This window comes from Aequorivita iocasae (assembly GCF_016757735.1).
GTDB lineage: Bacteria > Bacteroidota > Bacteroidia > Flavobacteriales > Flavobacteriaceae > Aequorivita > Aequorivita iocasae.
The window spans coordinates 219,044-238,107 of record NZ_CP068439.1 but is presented as its reverse complement, the minus strand read 5'-3'; the positions used below and the strand labels follow the sequence as shown (position 1 = coordinate 238,107).

19 protein-coding genes and 1 tRNA gene are annotated in these 19,064 nt (G+C 38.5%); 13 read left to right on the top strand and 7 right to left on the bottom strand.

What is annotated here, in order from left to right; all coding sequences use genetic code 11:
- Positions 1-7: 7 nt before the first annotated feature.
- Complete coding sequence (rho, locus tag JK629_RS01165; RefSeq protein ID WP_202336820.1) at positions 8-1,708, bottom strand: transcription termination factor Rho; 1,701 nt, start codon at positions 1,706-1,708, stop codon at positions 8-10.
- A 202-nt stretch (positions 1,709-1,910) separates the two neighbouring features.
- Between rho and JK629_RS01160 the strand changes: the two genes are divergently transcribed.
- A complete protein-coding gene (locus JK629_RS01160) occupies positions 1,911-2,321 on the top strand; it encodes a DUF4293 domain-containing protein (protein WP_202336819.1) in 411 nt (136 codons plus the stop codon).
- Between the two features lie 109 nt (positions 2,322-2,430).
- On the opposite strand, the gene JK629_RS01155 is transcribed toward JK629_RS01160, so the two are convergent.
- Entirely contained in the window at positions 2,431-2,922 is a 492-nt protein-coding gene (locus JK629_RS01155) for a metallophosphoesterase family protein (RefSeq protein ID WP_202336818.1), read from the bottom strand.
- Between the two features lie 102 nt (positions 2,923-3,024).
- On the opposite strand from JK629_RS01155, the gene truA reads away from it, so the two are divergent.
- Both truA and JK629_RS01145 read left to right on the top strand, forming a co-directional pair.
- A complete protein-coding gene (truA, locus tag JK629_RS01150; RefSeq protein WP_202336817.1) occupies positions 3,025-3,768 on the top strand; it encodes a tRNA pseudouridine(38-40) synthase TruA in 744 nt (247 codons plus the stop codon).
- Positions 3,768-5,534 (top strand): ABC transporter ATP-binding protein, encoded by a 1,767-nt coding sequence (locus JK629_RS01145; protein ID WP_202336816.1) that lies wholly within the window; start codon positions 3,768-3,770, stop codon positions 5,532-5,534. The genes truA and JK629_RS01145 overlap by 1 nt, the downstream gene beginning before the upstream one ends.
- Here JK629_RS01145 and cdaA read toward each other — a convergent pair.
- Both cdaA and folP read right to left on the bottom strand, forming a co-directional pair.
- The gene (gene cdaA, locus JK629_RS01140; RefSeq protein WP_202336815.1) at positions 5,531-6,304 is read right to left on the bottom strand and encodes a diadenylate cyclase CdaA; all 774 of its coding nucleotides are present in this window, start codon (positions 6,302-6,304) and stop codon (positions 5,531-5,533) included. The genes JK629_RS01145 and cdaA overlap by 4 nt on opposite strands.
- Before the next feature lie 50 nt (positions 6,305-6,354).
- Complete coding sequence (gene folP / locus JK629_RS01135; RefSeq protein ID WP_225626075.1) at positions 6,355-7,182, bottom strand: dihydropteroate synthase; 828 nt, start codon at positions 7,180-7,182, stop codon at positions 6,355-6,357.
- 54 nt (positions 7,183-7,236) lie between these two features.
- Between folP and JK629_RS01130 the strand changes: the two genes are divergently transcribed.
- From JK629_RS01130 to JK629_RS01100, 7 genes are all read left to right on the top strand, one after another.
- Positions 7,237-7,779: a DUF1599 domain-containing protein gene (locus JK629_RS01130; RefSeq protein WP_202336814.1), complete on the top strand. Its 543-nt coding sequence runs from the start codon at positions 7,237-7,239 to the stop codon at positions 7,777-7,779.
- Between the two features lie 25 nt (positions 7,780-7,804).
- On the top strand, positions 7,805-9,511 hold the full coding sequence (locus JK629_RS01125) for a BT_3928 family protein (protein WP_202336813.1): 1,707 nt from the start codon (positions 7,805-7,807) through the stop codon (positions 9,509-9,511).
- 50 nt (positions 9,512-9,561) lie between these two features.
- Complete coding sequence (locus JK629_RS01120) at positions 9,562-10,638, top strand: ABC transporter permease (RefSeq protein WP_202336812.1); 1,077 nt, start codon at positions 9,562-9,564, stop codon at positions 10,636-10,638.
- Between the two features lie 72 nt (positions 10,639-10,710).
- Positions 10,711-11,187, top strand: coding sequence for a TlpA family protein disulfide reductase (locus JK629_RS01115; protein WP_202336811.1), 477 nt, complete (start codon positions 10,711-10,713; stop codon positions 11,185-11,187).
- A complete protein-coding gene (tpiA, locus tag JK629_RS01110; protein WP_202336810.1) occupies positions 11,184-11,933 on the top strand; it encodes a triose-phosphate isomerase in 750 nt (249 codons plus the stop codon). The genes JK629_RS01115 and tpiA overlap by 4 nt, the downstream gene beginning before the upstream one ends.
- Positions 11,933-12,766, top strand: coding sequence for a 50S ribosomal protein L11 methyltransferase (gene prmA, locus JK629_RS01105; RefSeq protein WP_202336809.1), 834 nt, complete (start codon positions 11,933-11,935; stop codon positions 12,764-12,766). The genes tpiA and prmA overlap by 1 nt, the downstream gene beginning before the upstream one ends.
- 37 nt (positions 12,767-12,803) lie before the next feature.
- Complete coding sequence (locus tag JK629_RS01100) at positions 12,804-13,079, top strand: ATP-dependent Clp protease adaptor ClpS (protein ID WP_202336808.1); 276 nt, start codon at positions 12,804-12,806, stop codon at positions 13,077-13,079.
- Here JK629_RS01100 and JK629_RS01095 read toward each other — a convergent pair.
- Together JK629_RS01095 and JK629_RS01090 are read right to left on the bottom strand one after the other, a co-directional pair.
- On the bottom strand, positions 13,076-13,234 hold the full coding sequence (locus JK629_RS01095; RefSeq protein ID WP_202336807.1) for a hypothetical protein: 159 nt from the start codon (positions 13,232-13,234) through the stop codon (positions 13,076-13,078). The two genes, JK629_RS01100 and JK629_RS01095, sit on opposite strands and share 4 nt — an antisense overlap.
- A gap of 104 nt (positions 13,235-13,338) precedes the next feature.
- Positions 13,339-13,412, bottom strand: a tRNA-Arg gene (locus tag JK629_RS01090).
- A 73-nt stretch (positions 13,413-13,485) separates the two neighbouring features.
- Here JK629_RS01090 and JK629_RS01085 point away from each other — a divergent pair.
- Complete coding sequence (locus JK629_RS01085) at positions 13,486-13,998, top strand: adenine phosphoribosyltransferase (protein ID WP_202336806.1); 513 nt, start codon at positions 13,486-13,488, stop codon at positions 13,996-13,998.
- A gap of 216 nt (positions 13,999-14,214) precedes the next feature.
- On the opposite strand, the gene JK629_RS01080 is transcribed toward JK629_RS01085, so the two are convergent.
- Complete coding sequence (locus JK629_RS01080) at positions 14,215-15,087, bottom strand: hypothetical protein (RefSeq protein ID WP_202336805.1); 873 nt, start codon at positions 15,085-15,087, stop codon at positions 14,215-14,217.
- 143 nt (positions 15,088-15,230) lie between these two features.
- On the opposite strand from JK629_RS01080, the gene JK629_RS01075 reads away from it, so the two are divergent.
- A complete protein-coding gene (locus JK629_RS01075) occupies positions 15,231-16,184 on the top strand; it encodes a calcium/sodium antiporter (RefSeq protein ID WP_202336804.1) in 954 nt (317 codons plus the stop codon).
- A gap of 135 nt (positions 16,185-16,319) precedes the next feature.
- Positions 16,320-18,506: a glutamine synthetase III family protein gene (locus tag JK629_RS01070; RefSeq protein WP_202336803.1), complete on the top strand. Its 2,187-nt coding sequence runs from the start codon at positions 16,320-16,322 to the stop codon at positions 18,504-18,506.
- Positions 18,507-19,064: the final 558 nt, after the last annotated feature.

The window sequence follows — 19,064 nt, the reverse complement described above, 5'->3', positions numbered from 1 at the left end:
AAAAACTTTATCCGTTCATCGAAATCAAAAATTCTTCGTTGTTTCGTGTCTGTTTAACTCGGTCGTTGATGAATTCCATTGCTTCCACTGGGTTCATATCCGCAAGGTATTTGCGCAATACCCACATTCTTTGAATGGTGTTTTCATCAAGCAGTAAATCGTCACGTCGCGTGCTTGAAGAGGTAAGGTCAATAGCAGGGAAAATTCTTCGGTTGGAGATTTTTCTATCCAACTGAAGTTCCATGTTACCGGTTCCTTTAAATTCCTCAAAAATCACCTCGTCCATTTTAGAACCCGTTTCAGTCAAAGCGGTTGCAATGATACTTAGAGAGCCACCATTTTCAATATTACGGGCGGCACCAAAGAAACGTTTTGGTTTGTGAAGCGCGTTTGCATCTACACCACCACTCAATATTTTACCACTTGCAGGCTGAACTGTGTTGTAAGCTCGCGCCAAACGTGTAATGGAATCCAAAAGAATTACCACATCGTGGCCACATTCTACCAAACGCTTTGCTTTGTCAATTACAATGTTTGCCACACGAACGTGCTCACTGGCCTCTTTGTCGAAGGTTGAAGCAACCACTTCACCACGTACATTTCGTTGCATATCGGTAACTTCTTCAGGGCGCTCATCAATCAGAAGAATAATTTGATAGACTTCTGGGTGGTTTGCTGCTATTGCGTTTGCAATATCTTTCAACAGCATGGTTTTACCCGTTTTTGGTTGCGAAACAATCATGCCTCGCTGCCCTTTTCCGATAGGTGCAAAAAGATCAATAATTCGTGTTGAAATGGTACTTTGCTTGTCTGCAAGGTTGAATTTTTCCTGAGGGAAAAGCGGCGTTAAATGCTCAAATGATACACGGTCGCGAACCACGTTCGGGTTCAGACCATTTATTTTGTTCACCTTAATTAAAGGGAAATATTTTTCACCTTCTTTTGGCGGGCGCACCTCTCCCAGAACTGTATCTCCAGTCTTTAATCCGAAAAGACGAATCTGCGATTGCGATACATAAATATCATCGGGCGATGAAAGGTAGTTGTAGTCGCTGGAACGCAAAAAGCCGTAGCCATCCTGCATAATATCCAACACGCCTTCGCTTTCAATAATGCCGTCAAATTCATAATCCGGTTCGCGATAACGGTTGCGGGAGTCTTTATTTCCGTTATTTCGATTGTCATGCACGTTACCATCTTTTTGTTTGTGGCTTTGGTGCTTTTGGCGATTGTCTGAGTTGTTATTGTCGTTACGTTGGTTTTTCTGACGGTTGTCGTTGCTGCTTGACTTTTGGTGCTGCGGTTTTTTATCGCTTTCCTTTTTGTCCTTCCTGTCTTTTTCATTTCTGTCATTGCCGGAACGCTTATCGTCTGCAGGTTTTTTGTCGTCATCACTTTTTTTATCGTGATGCTTTTTTTGAGGCTGAGGTTTTTTGTTCCTATTCTCATTTTTCTGAGGACGTTGTTTTTGGTCCTTGGCCGCATTGTCACTTGAAGAAGAAGTTTTTTCCTCCTTCTTAGTATCTGGAGAAGACTCTTCGGCTTTAATGACTGCTTTAACCGCTTTTGGGTTAGCAGCTTGATAATCGAGAATTTGATAGACCAAGTCCAATTTTTTTTGGGTGCGATATTTCGGCACATTAAGTTCTTTGGCTATTTCCTGGAGTTCAGGTAGCTTTTTGCTTTTTAAATCTGAAATTTCAAACATGTAGAAAATACTGTTGTTAAAGTTGATACTGTTATGTTCCTTTTGAGAAGGTAAGTACGTTGAAAATTTTTTCGAAGACTAAGTAACCCTTGTTGAGTTGGTTACGAATTGTTACTGCAATAATACAACAATAAATTAAAAAGTACCGTTATTTTTTTTAAAAAGAAACAGTATTTTTGCTGCACATTTTAGTTTTTGCAACATGATTCAACGCATCCAGACCATTTACTTAATCGTTTCCGCACTTATTATGGGAGCCTTATATATGTGGTTTCCCGTTATTTTAGGTGAAGATGGGGCAGCGGTTATGGAGCGTGATGAACCGTTGGTCTTTGGTCTTGTATTTATTTCCATTGCGCTTACTATCATTTCAATTTTAAGTTTTAAAAAACGGCAGTTACAGTTTGTGCTCAACCGTTTAAACATCATATCAAACTTTGTATTACTAGGAGTTTTCGTTTACAGATCGCTTACTTTATCCGGAGAAACATTGGTTTCAGAGAAGGGTATTGGGGTGCTTCTTCCCATCATTTCTATCGTATTTTTAGTGCTGGCCAACAAGGCCATAAAAAGGGATGAGGACCTCGTAAAATCTGTTGATCGTTTACGGTAAACCAATCTTGGTATATTAGTGCAAGACCCCCGGAGTATGCCAACTTCGGGGGTTTTTTGTTTTCAAATATTTTTCCAATTCCTAATTCCTTTTCGCTTTTCGCCAAAAACTATTTCTCAAATTCAATAACTTCCAGATTCTGGATTTTTTCACCATCAATCTCAAACCGAAGCATAGTTCTCACTTTTTGAAAACCGTGTTTTCCCACCGCACCGGGATTCATATGAAGCAGTCCGGTGGTTTTATCGGGCATGACCTTCAAAATATGCGAATGGCCACAAATAAAGATTTTTGGTGGATTGGAATAAATTTCTTGCCGGATCGACGGATTGTACCTTCCCGGATAGCCGCCAATGTGCGTTATCCAAACGTCAACCCCTTCGCACATAAAACGGTTGTGCAGCGGAAACTCCATGCGCGCTTCCGTGTTATCAATATTTCCGTAAACCGCGCGAAGTGGTTTTAGTTTTTTGATGGCATCTGTGACCGAAAGATCGCCAATATCGCCTGCATGCCATACTTCATCAGCCTGTTTTACGTATTTCAGGATTTTTTCGTCAATGTAACTGTGTGTGTCACTTAGCAAAAGTATTTTTATCAAAATGGAGTATTTAATATTTTGCGAAGGTATCAAGTTTTTCAAAGTAATAATACGAATGCTTATTTCTAAATTGTAATTTTGTCAATTCTGAAAAATAAATAATTGCGATATTTTATTGAAATAGCCTATAACGGGAAAAATTATTTTGGATGGCAGCGCCAGCCCGAACAGATTAGCGTACAACAAGTTTTGGAGGAAACCATTTCAACCTTGCTTCGAAAGGATATAAAGCTCACGGGCGCTGGCAGAACGGATACCGGGGTGCACGCCAAACAGCTTTTTGCCCATTTCGATTTTGATGAAATTGAAAATTTTGATGAATTTATCTTTAGAATGAATTCCTTTCTTCCGAAGGATATTTCAGTAAAAAATATTTTTGAAGTAACGGAAGATGCTCACGCGCGTTTTGATGCGGTTGAAAGAGAATATGAATATTTAATTTCGCTTAAAAAAGACCCGTTTTCTCAGGATTTTGCATTTCAGATAAACAATAAACCAGCACTGGATTTAATGAACCAAGCCGCTGAAATGCTATTTACCCATAGAGATTTTCAATGCTTTTCACGTTCCAAAACCGATGTAAAAACGTACAATTGCACCATCGTAAAAGCATTTTGGAAAGCTACGGATAATAAACTTATTTTTACCATTGCCGCAGACCGCTTTCTTCGGAATATGGTCCGCGCAATCGTTGGAACCCTTTTAGATGTGGGTTACGGAAAAACTACATTGGAAGAATTTAAGAGAATACTGAAAAGTAAACGTAGGGAAGAAGCGGGTGCATCCGCACCCGCACACGGATTGTATTTAACGAAAGTTATTTACCCCGATAACATAAAAGCATAATGGCAGAAACCACAGGAAACGCATTCGATTTTAAGCTTTTTAAGCGATTGCTGGCTTTTACAAAGCCGTATCGCGGGGTGTTTTATTTTGTTGCTTTTGCGGCAATTGTAATGTCTGGTCTGGCGGTACTGCGTCCATATCTTTTGGAGTTGGCCATAGACAATTCCATGGTTCCCAAAGACGGAGAGGGGTTTATGAAGTACATCATCTTAATGGTGGTTGTACTTATGCTGGAAGTAATATTTCAATTCGCTTTTATATTCTACACAAACTGGCTCGGCCAAAGCGTAATCCGGGATATGCGCCAAAAACTCTTCCGCTTGATGATGAGTTTCAAAATGAAATATTTTGATAAGAGCGCCGTCGGAAGATTGACGACCCGCGCTGTGAACGATGTGGAAACCATCTCAAGTATTTTCAGCGAAGGTTTGTTTATGATTATTAGTGACCTATTGAAAATGCTCGTAATCGCGGGGTTTATGCTTTACCAAAGCTGGCGGTTGTCGCTCATTGTTTTTATTGTTTTGCCCTTTATTCTCTATGCCACCCGTGTGTTCCAAAAAGCGATGAAAGTAGCTTTTGAAGACGTTCGGAATCAAGTGGCAAATCTAAATACCTTTGTTCAAGAAAGAATTACAGGGATGAAAATAGTTCAAATTTTCACCCGTGAAAAAACCGAGTACGAACGGTTTCAGGAAATAAACAAAGACCATCGTAAAGCTTGGATAAAAACTGTTTGGTACAACTCTATTTTCTTTCCCATTGCAGAAACGGCAGGTGCTGTAGCCACGGGTTTGGTTGTTTGGTATGGTGGTTTGAATGTTATTGGCGGAGGTTTTGTAACACTGGGAATAATTACAGCATTTATACAATATGCCGAAATGCTGTTTAGACCGCTTCGGCAGATAGCTGATAAATTTAACACCTTACAAATGGGGATGGTAGCGGCAAACCGCGTTTTCGGGATTCTCGATACCAAATCGCACATTGCAGATACGGGCACGGTTGATTATACCAGTACCAACGGTGAAATTGAATTCAAAAATGTACACTTCGGGTATAATGAAGATGAAGAAGTGATTAAAGGAATTTCGTTTAAGGCCAATCCCGGTGAAACCGTGGCCATCGTGGGCGCGACCGGTGCCGGAAAAAGTACAATTATCAATCTTTTGAATCGTTTTTACGAAATAAATAGCGGCGATATTTTGATAGACGGAATTTCTTTAAAGGATTATAAACTGGCGTCACTGAGGAGCCAAATTGCTGTTGTTTTGCAGGATGTGTTCCTTTTTGCAGATTCTATTTTAAACAATATTACGCTGAATAATCCAAACATTTCCGAAGAAGAAGTAATAGCAGCAGCAAAGGAAATAGGCGTCCATAAATTCATACAATCGCTTCCTGATGGCTATCATTATAATGTGAAGGAACGCGGGAGCATGCTCTCTTCTGGGCAAAGACAGTTGATTGCTTTTCTTCGCGCCTATGTGAGCAAACCCAGTATTTTGGTTTTGGACGAGGCCACTTCTTCCGTAGATACCTATTCCGAGGAATTGATTCAAACTGCTACAGACAAAATTACCAAAGGAAGAACCTCGATTGTGATCGCGCACCGATTGGCAACCATCAAAAAGGCGGATAAAATAATAGTAATGGACGCTGGAAAGATTGTGGAAGAAGGTACTCATAAAAAATTGCTGAAACTCGAAAAAGGTTTATATAGAAATCTCTATGAAGTACAATTCATGGCTGAGGAAGCTCTTTAACTTAAATCTTTTTTCAAAATTTTCATAAGTTCATCCACATTTTCAAACAGTACAAAATCACCATCCTTTAAATACGAAATCTGTCCGTTTTCTTCCGACACAACAAGGCACACCGCATCTGTCTTTTCAGTAATACCCACTGCGGCGCGGTGCCGGAGCCCAAAACGCAACGGAATTTTTCTGTCGTTTGAAACGGGCAAAATAACGCGCGTTGCAGTAATTCGGTTTTCCTCAATTATTATGGCGCCGTCATGCAACGGACTGTTCTTGAAAAAAATACTTTCAATAATTGGCTGGTTTACTTCCAAGTTCATTTCATCACCAGTGTTTTTAACAAAATCAAGGCTATTGTTACGCTGAAGTACAATCAAAGCTCCGGTGTGTGAAGCAGACATTTTTTTGCAGGCCGCTATAATTCCTTCCAGATTTGTTTTAAGGGTGGAATCATTTCCCGAGAATTTAAACTGTTTTAAAAACCTTCGTCGCGCGTTGAAATTGGTAGAGCCCAGCATCAACAAAAACTTCCTGATTTCGGGCTGAAAAACTACCACCAAGGCAAACATACCAACACCTAAAAAGCCGCCCAGAATCTTGCTCAAAAGTTCCATCTCCAAAAGTTGGGTGACTACGTAAATGGCATAAACTATAATTATTCCAACCAAAATATTGATGGCCACGGTACCCTTTACCAAATTATAGAGGTAATACAATAGGAAAGCCACCAGTAAAATATCTACTATGTCTATAATCCGAATGTCGAGAAAATCCAAAGGTGTGCGTTTTTTTGTAAAAGTACTTTAAAAATTTTAATGGATTGCCGTCAAGATTTTAGGTTTTCAAACAATTTTACACATTCCACGGCTTCTTTTACATCGTGCACCCTTAAGATGGATGCACCTTTTAAAAGCGCGATTGTATTTAGCGAAGTGGTTCCGTTCAATGCATTTTCTGCGGAAGTATCCAACGTTTTGTAAATCATGGATTTTCGGGAAATACCCGCTAAAATTGGAACGTCCAAATTTTGAAAAAGCTCCAGATTATTCAAAAGCTGAAAACTTTGTTGTCGGGTTTTGGCAAAGCCAAAACCCGGATCGGCAATGATATCGTTGATGCCTTCCGATTTAGCAAGCGCTATTTTTTCAGCTAAATCTTTTAATACATCAATGGTTACATTTTTATATTCGGTAAGTTTTGCCATCGTTTTTGGGTTACCGCGCATGTGCATCAAAATATACGGCACCTTCAGTTTTGCAACAACTTTATACATTTCAGCATCCAAAGTTCCACCGGAAACATCATTAACAATCGCTGCTCCAGCTTCCACGGCTTTTTTTGCAACTTCGCTTCGGAAAGTGTCTACGGAAATCAACGCTTGTGGAAAACTTTTCAGAATAGTTTCAATTGCTCCAGCAGCTCTTTCAATCTCATCTTTTTCTGAAACTTCCTCAGCACCCGGGCGTGTACTGTAACCGCCTACATCCAAAAATGTAGCGCCTTCCGAAAGCAATTTTTTGGCTTGTTTCAAAATTTCCTTTTCTGAAAAAGTTTTTCCGCCGTCATAAAACGAATCTGGCGTAATATTTATAATGCCCATCACTTTGGGCTTGGAAAGGTCTATGAGTTGGCCTCGGCAATTAAGGGTCTGCAATTTTTTAAATTGATATATTTAAGCGAAATTTACGCAAAATCTTAGACATCACTAATGGCCGATACTTCAAATCAATATAACGACCAGATTGAAAAATGCAGGGAGCTGTTTATCAAGAAAATGCACGATTACGGAAGCGCGTGGCGCATTCTCAGGCTTCCGTCCCTTACCGACCAAATTTTTATAAAGGCACAGCGCATCCGTGGTTTGCAGCAAAATGCGGAGCGAAAAATTGAAGAGGACGAAACCAGCGAGTTTATCGGGATTGTAAATTATTCCATAATGGCGCTTATCCAACTGGATAAAGGCGTAGTGGAGCAGCCCGACCTGTCCTTGGAAGAGGCCACCCAACTTTACGATGAGCAAGTGGCGAAAACCAAACAGTTGATGATGGACAAAAACCACGATTACGGCGAGGCGTGGCGCGATATGCGGGTAAGTTCGCTGACGGATTTGATTCTTCAGAAATTACTGCGCGTAAAGCAAATTGAAAACAATAGCGGGAAAACCTTGGTTTCTGAAGGAATTGATGCGAATTATCAGGATATGATAAATTATGCGGTTTTTGCGCTGATTCATTTAAAGGAAAGAAAATAGAATAAAGAAAAAAGACTTATAAGGGATGAAAATACTAGTAGGAATATCACGAATAATTGTTGGAGTACTTTTTATAATCAGCGGATTGATAAAACTGAACGACCCCGTTGGTTTTTCATTTAAGCTGAAGGATTATTTCGCCCCCGAAGTTTTGGATCTTGGGTTTTTGGTGCCTTATGCGTTGCTGATTGCAATATTCGTCGTCATTTTTGAAGTGCTGCTGGGCGTTGCTTTGCTTTTGGGTTATCTGAAAAAATTTACACTTTGGGCCTTGTTGCTGATGATCGTGTTTTTCACATTTCTCACATTTTATTCGGCATATTTCAACAAGGTGACCGATTGCGGCTGCTTTGGCGATGCCATAAAACTCACGCCTTGGGAATCTTTCACAAAAGATATCGTATTACTGGTTTTGATTTTGATACTTTTTGTGGGACAAAAATATATTCAGCCATTTTTCACAAAAGGAATACGGAGCATCCTCATTTTTGCATCCTTCGTTTTCTGTCTCGGAATTACTTATTATGTTTTGTTGCATCTACCGATAATCGATTTCCGTCCGTATAAAATAGGTGCGAATATTAAGGAAGGAATGACGGTTCCTGAAGGTGCACCAGGCCCTATTTATGAATATAAGTGGAAATTCAACGTTAATGGCGAAGAAAAAGTTATCACTACAAACGGCGAATATCCGCAGGTGGATGGGGAATTGATAAGTACCGAAACCGAAATGATACAGGAGGGCTACACCCCGCCAATCCATGATTTTACGATGGAAAGGGATGGCGAGGATTACACTGAACAATTTTTAAATGAAGAAAATCTGGTGGTTGTGATTGCTTATAGTTTGGGAAATACCGAAAAGGACGGTTACATTCCTATAAAAGAGGTGACCGATAAAGCCTTAAAAAATGGTTATAGCGTGATTGGCCTTTCGGCATCCTCGCAGGAAATGACCGAAGCTTTGACGGAGGAATATAAATTGAATTTCAAATTTTACTTCTGCGATGAAACTACGCTGAAAACCATCGTCCGCAGTAATCCGGGGATTTTGGAACTTGACAACGGAACCATAAAACAAAAGCTTCACTGGAACGATGCCCAAAAATTGCAACTTCCAGTAGTCGAAAACGCAAAACCCAAATTGGACCTTTCCTTAAAACAGCGTTTGGACAGCATTGCAGTGCTGGACCAAAAATACCGCACGCTGATGCAGACAAAATCTTTGGTAGAAAGAAAGAAATTGGGTGAAAGTATGGGTCTTTCCGAAGCTGAATACAGCGGGGACTTATGGAAAATGCAAGTGGTTATTGATAGTGCGAATTTAAATTATGTAGAAAAAATATTTAACACTGTGGGATACCCAGGCAAATCTATGGTCGGTGAGCCCACGAATACTGCAGCATGGTATGTATTGCAACATTCAACTAAAATTGGTGAGTATATACATTTAATTAAGAAGGCTGGCAAAGAAGGAGAAATTCCTATGAAATTGGTAGCAATGATGGAAGATAGATATTTAATGGATGAAGGCAAACCCCAAATTTACGGAACACAAGGAAGAATGGAAAGAGATGGCGAAAAATTTATCTGGCCCATTGAAAATCCTGAAACGGTAAACCAAAGAAGAAAAGAAGCAGGTTTTGAAGAAACTGTTGAGGAATATGCCAAAATACTTTTCGGCCAAGATTTTGAATACAAACCTCTTACTATAGAGCAGGTTAAGCAATAGCCAAAACCACGAGCAATAAAAAATAATAATAAACAATAAAGAATAGAAAAGTGGGGAGTTACATACTTCAAAAATTAGGTTATGCATTACTTACATTGTTTGGGGTTGTGACCGTGATTTTTCTGCTGTTTACAATCCTTCCCGGCGACCCCGCGCGCATGATGCTCGGCCAAAACGAAACCGCGGAACAACTTGCCGTTGTAAAAAAGAAATACGGTTTTGACCAGCCCGTTTCGGTGCAATATATAAGATATTTAAATGATTTGTCGCCCATATCCTTTCACAGTAAAATTCCGGACGATTACACTTTTCTTGCCGAGGGAAAATACAATGCGGCAAAATTATTCTCTGTCGGAAATACAAACGTGGTTTTAAAAACGCCCTATTTGCGCGAATCCTTTCAAAAAAACGGAAAAGAGGTGAGCGAAGTTATTTCTGAAACACTTCCCAATACCTTTATTCTTGCGGTTTCAGCAATTGTAATTGCAATGATTATTGGGGTTTTCCTCGGAATTATTTCCGTGCTTTTTAAGGATGGGTTTATTGATAAAGCCATTCAATTGGTAAGCACTCTGGGGATGAGCGTTCCCTCATTTTTCAGTGCGATTATCTTTGCGTGGATTTTCGGTTTTTTGCTTCACGAATACACAAATTTGAATATGACAGGAAGCCTTTACGAAGTTGACGATTTTGGGAACGGCAAATACATTCAATGGAAAAATTTAATACTCCCGGCCCTTGTTTTGGGCATCCGGCCGTTGGCGGTTGTGAGCCAATTGATGCGCAATTCATTGCTCGAGGTTTTGAACCAGGATTACATTCGCACGGCAAAAGCAAAAGGGCTTTCTTTTTATCAAATTATAAAAAGACATGCATTAAAAAATTCTTTAAATCCTGTAGTTACAGCAATTTCAGGCTGGTTTGCCTCAATGCTTGCGGGAGCCGTTTTCGTAGAATACATTTTCGGTTGGAACGGACTGGGAAAGGAAATTGTAAATGCATTAAACACCCTCGATTTACCCGTAATTATGGGCGCAGTTATAGTTATTGCCACATTGTTTATTTTAATCAATATTTTTGTGGATATAATTTACGGCTGGCTCGATCCGAAAATCAGTAGACAGTAATTCAGTTATCAATTATCAATTATCAGTAATCAGTAAATTTATAACAGTAGCAACAGTATCAATTTTCACCATATGAAATCACTAATTATATTCCTATTGTTTATTTCTTTCGCGCAGACACAGCAAAAATCCTTTTCCGAAGCTGCCTTGAACGAAAAATTTCTTTCAGAAAATAATGTTGAAATAAATTTTTCAGAAATACTTCAACAGTACAAAGGGAAAACCGTCTTTATAGACATTTGGGCCAGTTGGTGCAAGGACTGTATCGTGGGAATGCCGAAGGTGCAAAAGCTTCGCGAGGAAAACCCGGAAGTTGTTTTTCTTTTCCTTTCCTTGGACAAAGAAATCGAAAGCTGGAAACACGGCATTGAAAAATACGGCGTTGTGGGCGAAAACTACTTTATCCCAGCAGGATGGAAGGGCGATTTTTGTTCTTCCATAGACTTAGACTGGATTCCCAGATATATGGTTGTGAATCCCGAAGGCGAAATCAGCCTTTATAAAGCCATTGAAACTAATGATGAAAATCTTTTAAAAGCATTGAAATGAGAAAAAAAATAGTAGCTGGAAATTGGAAAATGAACAACGATTTGGCTGAAACAGAAATGTTTTTGGTGGAATTGAAAAAGCAGGTATTTCCAGACGATGTAGTAATTATGATAGCGCCGCCGTTTACGAGTTTGAACCATACCTTCCGGTCCTTGCGCGAGCATCCTGTAGCGCTTGCCGCACAGAATATGCACCAGAGCAACGAAGGCGCGTTTACGGGTGAAATTTCCGCAAAAATGTTGAAAAGTGTAGGAGCAAGCACCGTTATTTTGGGCCACAGCGAGCGACGTGCGTATTTTAATGAAGACAACGCGATACTTGCCGAAAAAGTAAATACGGCGCTAGAAAACCAAATGACCATTATTTTCTGTATCGGTGAGGAATTGGACGACCGAAAGAATGGAAACCATTTCGAATTAATAAAAACGCAACTTTCCGAGGGTCTTTTCCATATTGCTGACGAAGCTTGGGAAAATATTATTATTGCTTACGAACCCGTTTGGGCCATTGGTACTGGTGAAACCGCAAGTCCCGAACAGGCTCAGGAAATGCACGAATTCATAAGAAAGACCATGGCTGAGAATTATTCAAAAACAATAGCCGATGAGGTTTCAATACTTTACGGCGGAAGTGTAAAACCGGACAATGCTTCGGAAATCTTTGGGCAAGATGATGTTGACGGAGGCTTAATTGGTGGGGCTTCCCTAAAGGTTGAAAGTTTTATGAAAATTGTAAATTCATTTTAATGTCGCAAGTTTATATAGGTTATGATTTTAAAGTGAGGCCGCTCCAACCCGGTACCGAAATTTTGATTGCCGAATTGGGGTATGCAGGTTTTGAAAGTTTTGTTGAAACCGAGGAAGGCGTTACGGCCTATATTCAAAAGGAAGAATGGAACCAAAATATTTTGGATGCTATTCATATTTTGAAATCTGAGGAATTCAAAATAGAATATACTTTTTCAGAAATAGAACAGATCAACTGGAATTCTGAATGGGAAAAAAACTTTAACCCCATTGAAGTTGACGGAAAATGTACCGTCCTCGCGCCATTTCACCCAAATAAAAATTTTGAGTACGAAATAGTAATTGAACCCAAAATGTCTTTTGGAACGGGCCACCACGAGACTACTTTTATGATGCTCCAGTTTATTTTGGAAAACAATTTTGAAGGAAAATCTGTGCTTGATATGGGTTGCGGAACTGCTGTTTTGGCAATTTTGGCCGAAATGCGCGGCGCTTCAAAATTGGATGCCATTGATATTGACCAGTGGTGTTTTGAGAATTCCTTGGAAAATATTCAAAGAAACAATTGCGATAATATTTCAGTATTTCTAGGGGATGCTTCTTTATTGGTTGAAAAAAAATACGATATCATTATCGCCAACATCAACAGAAACATTCTTTTGAACGATATGGAGGCTTACAGAAAATGTTTGGCTAAAGGCGGAGAACTTTACCTAAGCGGATTTTACGAAGAAGATTTGCCAATTATTAAAGAAACTTGCAATAATCTGGGGTTTACTTTCGTTGAAAACAAGGAGAAAAACAAATGGGTTGCGGCTAAGTTTAAAATTTAGTAAATTTCATTGGTTTTAGGAATTTTACAAAGATATTATGAGTACCAGAGAAAAAATCCAAGAAGATGTAGAGGTTGTAGAAAAGGAGAGCAACCTCAATGAAATTGTGCTTTACAATGATGATGTAAACACTTTTGATCATGTAATAAACAGTTTGATTTTTGCTTGTGAGCACACCCCAGAACAGGCTGAGCAGTGTTCCATCATTGTGCATTATAAAGGAAAATGTACGGTAAAAACAGGTGAGTTCAACGAATTAAAACCGCGCTGCACTATGCTATTGGAAGCTGGATTGAGCGCGGAGATTATTTAAAACCACTCAAAGTAAAACCCGGAAATAATAACGGCTATTACTAAAATAATCAATACGGTAATTATGAAACCTGCGCCAAAGCGGGTTTTTTTATTGTCCTGAAGTATATAGTCTCTTTCTTTTTCGTTGTCGGAGTCTTTTACTATTTTAGTCATTTTGGTGGTTTTTAGGGAAACCAAAATACTTAAAAATTCTGAAGTTTTTGTGAAAATTAAGCCATAAAAAAACCACGTTTTCAAAAACGTGGTTTTTTTACTTGTGACCTCGCCAGGATTCAAACCTGGAACCTTCTGAGCCGTAATCAGATGCGCTATTCAGTTGCGCCACGAGGCCGTAATATATTTTGCTTTAAGCGGGTGCAAATATATTTCTTTTTAAATTGCAAGGCAAATTAATGCTGTAAAAAATGAATTTATCTGAATATATTCGAAATATTGAAAATTTTCCAAAAGCTGGAGTTAATTTTAAGGACATAACTCCACTACTTGCAAGCAGTGATGCGGTTGAACATTGTGTTCAACAATTATTGGTATTAATAGATCATCAAAAAATTGACAAAGTTGCGGCTATTGAATCCCGCGGATTTTTCTTCGGAACCCTTTTAGCCCAAAAACTCAATGCGGGTTTCGTGCCCATCAGGAAACCAGGAAAGCTTCCCTATAAAACCTTAAAAGAACCATATCAATTAGAATATGGTCTTGATGCCCTCGAAATTCATGAAGACGCAATTAAAAGCGGGGAGCGTGTGCTTTTGCACGACGATGTTTTGGCAACCGGGGGGACGGCACGAGCTGCTTGTAATTTAATCGAACAGTTGGGTGGAGAAATTGTACAATGCAATTTTCTGCTCGAACTTGAATTTTTAAATGGAATTAAAAAATTAAGAAGTCATCCCGTAAAATCACTTTTAAAATATTAGTCCAAAGCGTTTTTTGTGACCCACAATTTATAGGCGAATATCGCCATTTGAAATTTTGAAGCCTTTTCCAATTCTACACCTTTTTTTGTGTAGCTCGGAAGCAGTTTGCTATTAACTTTTGATAGAAATTTGAAAAACTTCTTCTTCATAACATATCTAAATGTTATATGAATGTAGGCAATAAATAATTAAATGTTTTTAAAGTGATGTTAAAACCTAGTCGGCATTTTTAATAACGGTATCCTGTTTGTCTACAGCTACGGTAATATCTTTTATAGCAACTTTGCCATTCCCAAATGATGAAGTGGAAATAGAACCGTTTCGATTGTCTATGGTAATGTAAATCTGTGTTATTTCGTTTTTTTCATTCCGTTCCAATTCTTTATAACTAAATGAAATATCTTCCTTATCATAAATTTTTGTAAGTTCCAGCAATTCTGAATTTGTGGTATTTTTAGTTATCAAATGTGATGTTCCGGTATAGGTGCTTTTTCCCGTCGACTGATTTTTTAAAGCTCGTAGGCTGTCTCTTTGATGCTGCATGCGCAGTTTCATTTTGACCCTTCTTTCTTCCATTTCCTTTTCCATTTGGGCCATCTTTCGTTCCATAGCTTCGCGTTGAATATCATGGGGGGTTTCATTTTTGTTTGAATCTTGCCCACTGCTACCTTGGTTTATAAATGCTTGATTTGAACTGCCAGCACTTTTAACTGAAATGCTACTATCTTCTGAAACGATAATTATATCATTTATGGGGTTCTTGCTGCTTACGCTGTATTTCCCAGAATTATTGTTTTTGTCTTTATAGCCAATTGTGATAGAAATAATCTCAGAATTATCATTGTATTCTACATTTGAATACTCAAAGCCCAAGCCTTCATCCGCCATTTGTTTTTTGATTTTTTCAAGCTCTTCAAGAGTTGTGTCTTTGGTGATTTTAATGGTTTTTTGTGAGCCCTTAACTAAATCTTCCTTAGAGGTTTGCGAAATTGTATTGTTCCCACTGAACGAAAAAAATACAAAAGTGAAAAATATCAAAACAGAGAAAAGAGAAATTTTTTGAACAGCTCTCTTAATATTGGTTTCCATAATTATAATTATTAAAAATTAATTTAAAATTTAAAATTTAGAATTGGGGATTTTCTAAGTAAGGCGTAATTAAGAGGGGATAGTAGCAAATATACAACTAATTCTTTTTCGCATTTACTATCTTCGTGGCATTTATATTTTCTATGAATTATCTATTGGTATTTTTCGGATTAGTATTGTTAGTGGTAGGGGGAGAGTTTTTGGTGCGATCTTCCGTGGCACTCTCTTTTAAACTTCACCTTTCAAAAATGGTCATTGGGCTTACCGTGGTATCTTTTGCTACTTCTGCGCCGGAGCTTTTGGTGAGCCTGCAGGCTGCGCTCAATGGTTTTTCTGATATTTCCTTGGGAAACGTAATAGGCTCAAACATTGCAAATATTGGGTTGGTGTTGGGGATAACGGCAATCATTTCACCATTGGGCATCGATAAGGATTTTTATAAATTGAATTGGCCGGTTATGATGGTTCTTTCCATCGCACTGTACTTTATTCTGCAGAGTGGCTTGCAAATTTCCCGTTCTGAAGGGGTGGCACTATTACTCGTTCTTTTTATCTACCTATATATATTAATAATAAGAGCCAAAAAACAACGTGGAACCCAAGCTGTAGACGATAGTATAGACGAAGGCCTGTCAAAAGCTTCAAATTTTAAGATTGGAATATGGTTATTGATTGGGGGTGTAGCGCTCTACGGCGGCAGCGAACTGCTTGTAAGCGGAGCTGTATCACTGGCCGAAGGTTTTGGCGTAAGTGAAAGAGTTATCGCTGTTACAATGATTGCAGTGGGTACAAGTATTCCAGAGCTTGCAGCTTCGGTAATGGCTGCTTTAAAGAAGGAGAAAGCAATTTCGCTTGGAAACCTGATTGGTTCAAACATATTCAATATCTCTTCAGTTTTAGGGCTTACGGCTATTATTCAACCAATTGCTGTAAAAAGTCCTGAGGTGTTAACCAATGACATTTTTTGGATGATTGGTTTTGCCGCCGTTTTGGTTCCATTAGCATTTCTGCCCAAGAAATTTGAATTGGGTAGAAAAAGGGGACTTTTCCTTTTTCTTGCATATATAATTTTTATTGGTCTAACTATTACTAGTTAGATTTTTTGATTTGGAGCTTAAAAACTAGGGGTGTTTATAACTTTATTCCTTATTTTGATAATTTTACCTATTTAAAATAGGGGGTATAGCTACAATTTTAATACATTTGCGCTTTCAAACCCTAAAAACAACAAAATGTCCACATTGAGATTTGAAGCAATTAAGGAAACCTTTAAAAGGACTCCTGTATCAGTTGAAGAGCCAGCAAGGCGCTCCGAAATATTCGGAAAGAACGTTTTTAATGAAGCTGCCATGCGGCAGTATCTTACCAAAGATTCTTTTAAAAGTGTAATGGATGCCATTAAAAATGGCTCTAAAATTGAGCGACATATTGCTGACCATATTTCTACAGGAATGAAAGAATGGGCAATTGCAAAAGGAGCCACACATTATACACACTGGTTTCAACCATTAACGGGAGCAACTGCCGAAAAACATGATGCCTTTTTTGAAACGATGGAAAATGGTCAGGCAATTGAAAAATTTGGAGGTGGACAATTAGTACAGCAGGAACCCGATGCGTCGAGTTTTCCAAATGGCGGAATTAGAAATACCTTTGAGGCTCGTGGTTATACGGCTTGGGACCCAACTTCGCCAGCCTTCATTTATGGTACCACTTTATGTATTCCAACTGTTTTTGTTGCATATACCGGTGAGGCATTGGATTATAAAACTCCTTTGTTGAGGGCGTTGCAGACTATCGACAATGCAGCGACTGCCGTAGCAAAATATTTTGATAAAAACGTTACTAAGGTAAATGCCACCTTAGGTTGGGAACAAGAATATTTTCTTATTGATAGTGCTTTGGCGGCGTCAAGGCCAGATATTTCTTTAGCGGGAAGAACACTTTTAGGACATTCTTCTGCAAAGGGGCAGCAATTGGATGACCATTATTTCGGCTCTATTCCTGCGCGCGTTCTTAACTTCATGCGTCATTTGGAAACCGAGTGTATGCTTTTGGGTATTCCTGTAAAAACCCGTCACAATGAAGTTGCGCCAAATCAATTTGAGTTGGCACCAATTTTTGAGGAAACCAACTTGGCTGTGGATCACAATTCTTTATTAATGGACTTGATGCACAAAGTTGCTGATAAGCATAATTTTAAGGTGTTGTTTCACGAGAAGCCTTTTGCAAACGTGAACGGAAGCGGAAAGCACAACAATTGGTCTTTGGCTACCGATACCGGCGTTAACCTTTTGGGCCCGGGCAGCACCCCTATGAAAAACCTTCAGTTTTTAACTTTCTTCATTAATACCTTAAAAGCGGTAAATGAGTATGAAGAATTGCTTCGTGCCTCTATAGCCAGCGCAAGTAATGATCACCGCCTAGGCGCCAATGAAGCTCCACCGGCAATCATTTCAGCATTTATTGGTTCGCAATTAACTGAAGTACTGGATGAACTTGAAAAAGTAACTAGCGGTAAGCTTTCTCCACAAGAAAAAACGGATTTAAAATTAAACGTTGTGGGTAAAATACCCGAGATTCTTTTGGATAATACTGATAGAAACAGAACTTCGCCCTTCGCGTTCACTGGAAACAAATTCGAGTTTCGCGCTGTGGGTTCTACAGCCAACTGTGCAAATCCAATGACTGTTCTGAATGCAATTGTAGCAAAGCAACTCATAGATTTTAAGAAAGAGGTTGATAAGCTTATTAAGGAGAAGAAAATGAAGAAGGACGATGCCATCTTCAATGTTTTAAAAGAATATATTAAAGACTCCAAGCGTATCCGTTTTGAAGGAGATGGTTATGGGGAAGCGTGGGAGAAAGAAGCTAAAAAACGAGGTTTGAGCAACCATAAAACCACTCCAGAAGCTCTGAAAGCCAAAGTATCAAAAAAAGCAATTGCACTTTTTGAGGAACTTGGCATTATGAGCAAGGTGGAACTTGAGGCACGTTACGAGATTGAAATGGAGGACTACACCATGCGAATCCAGATAGAAGGGCGTATTTTGGGCGATATAGCAAGAAATCACGTGATACCTACTGCAATCCGATATCAAAATATTTTGATTGAAAATGTTCAGGGGCTAAAAAACATCTATGGAACCGATTTCAAGAAATTAGCAGGTGAGCAACTGCAGCTCATTGAACAAATAAGCGAACATATAGCGAAAATAAACAAGGGTATAACCGATATGATTGAAGCTCGTAAAAAAGCAAATAAAATTGAAAATGTAGAAGAAAAAGCTGTTGCCTATTGTGATGATGTTAAACCATTTTTCCAAGTAATTCGTTATCACTGTGACAAACTTGAATTATTAGTTGATGATGAAATCTGGCCATTAACTAAATACAGAGAGTTGTTATTTACTAAATAGACCTCTAAATATTAATCCGTAATTGCTCCACTTAAATTTAATATGTGCAATTTCGGTTTGCTGTATTAACTTATAAAGTGCGGTTGTCTTTAAAGACATTCCCGCACTTTTTTTCATTTTATTTCTTAATTAGCTTAATTAGAAAAGGTAACTCCATAAAAGTCTCAATAATTTCAAATTAGTAGCTTTTATTTTTTTAACAAAAATTTAACATAATCTGTTAAAATCGATTTTTTTGCGCTTCATCGATAATATTGCGTTTTTTATCTGATAAATTAGATTTTGTATAAGGAAAAACCCTGTTTCTTAAAGGGGGAAATCCCCCTTTTGAGTGCAACTGGCTGTTAATTAGTTGTATATTATTATTTTTTATTGCATCTTTGGGTTGTGGTTAAGTGATAGCGATATCACAAACCCATCTCCTCAAATTTGTTAAAATAACAAACCTATCCCCTTAGTAAAAAGAATCTTTTAGGTTTTAAATCATATTGATTCATCTTAAAGTATCCCTTAATTCTAAAATGTGTTTTAAATACATTTTAAAACATATCCCCTTAA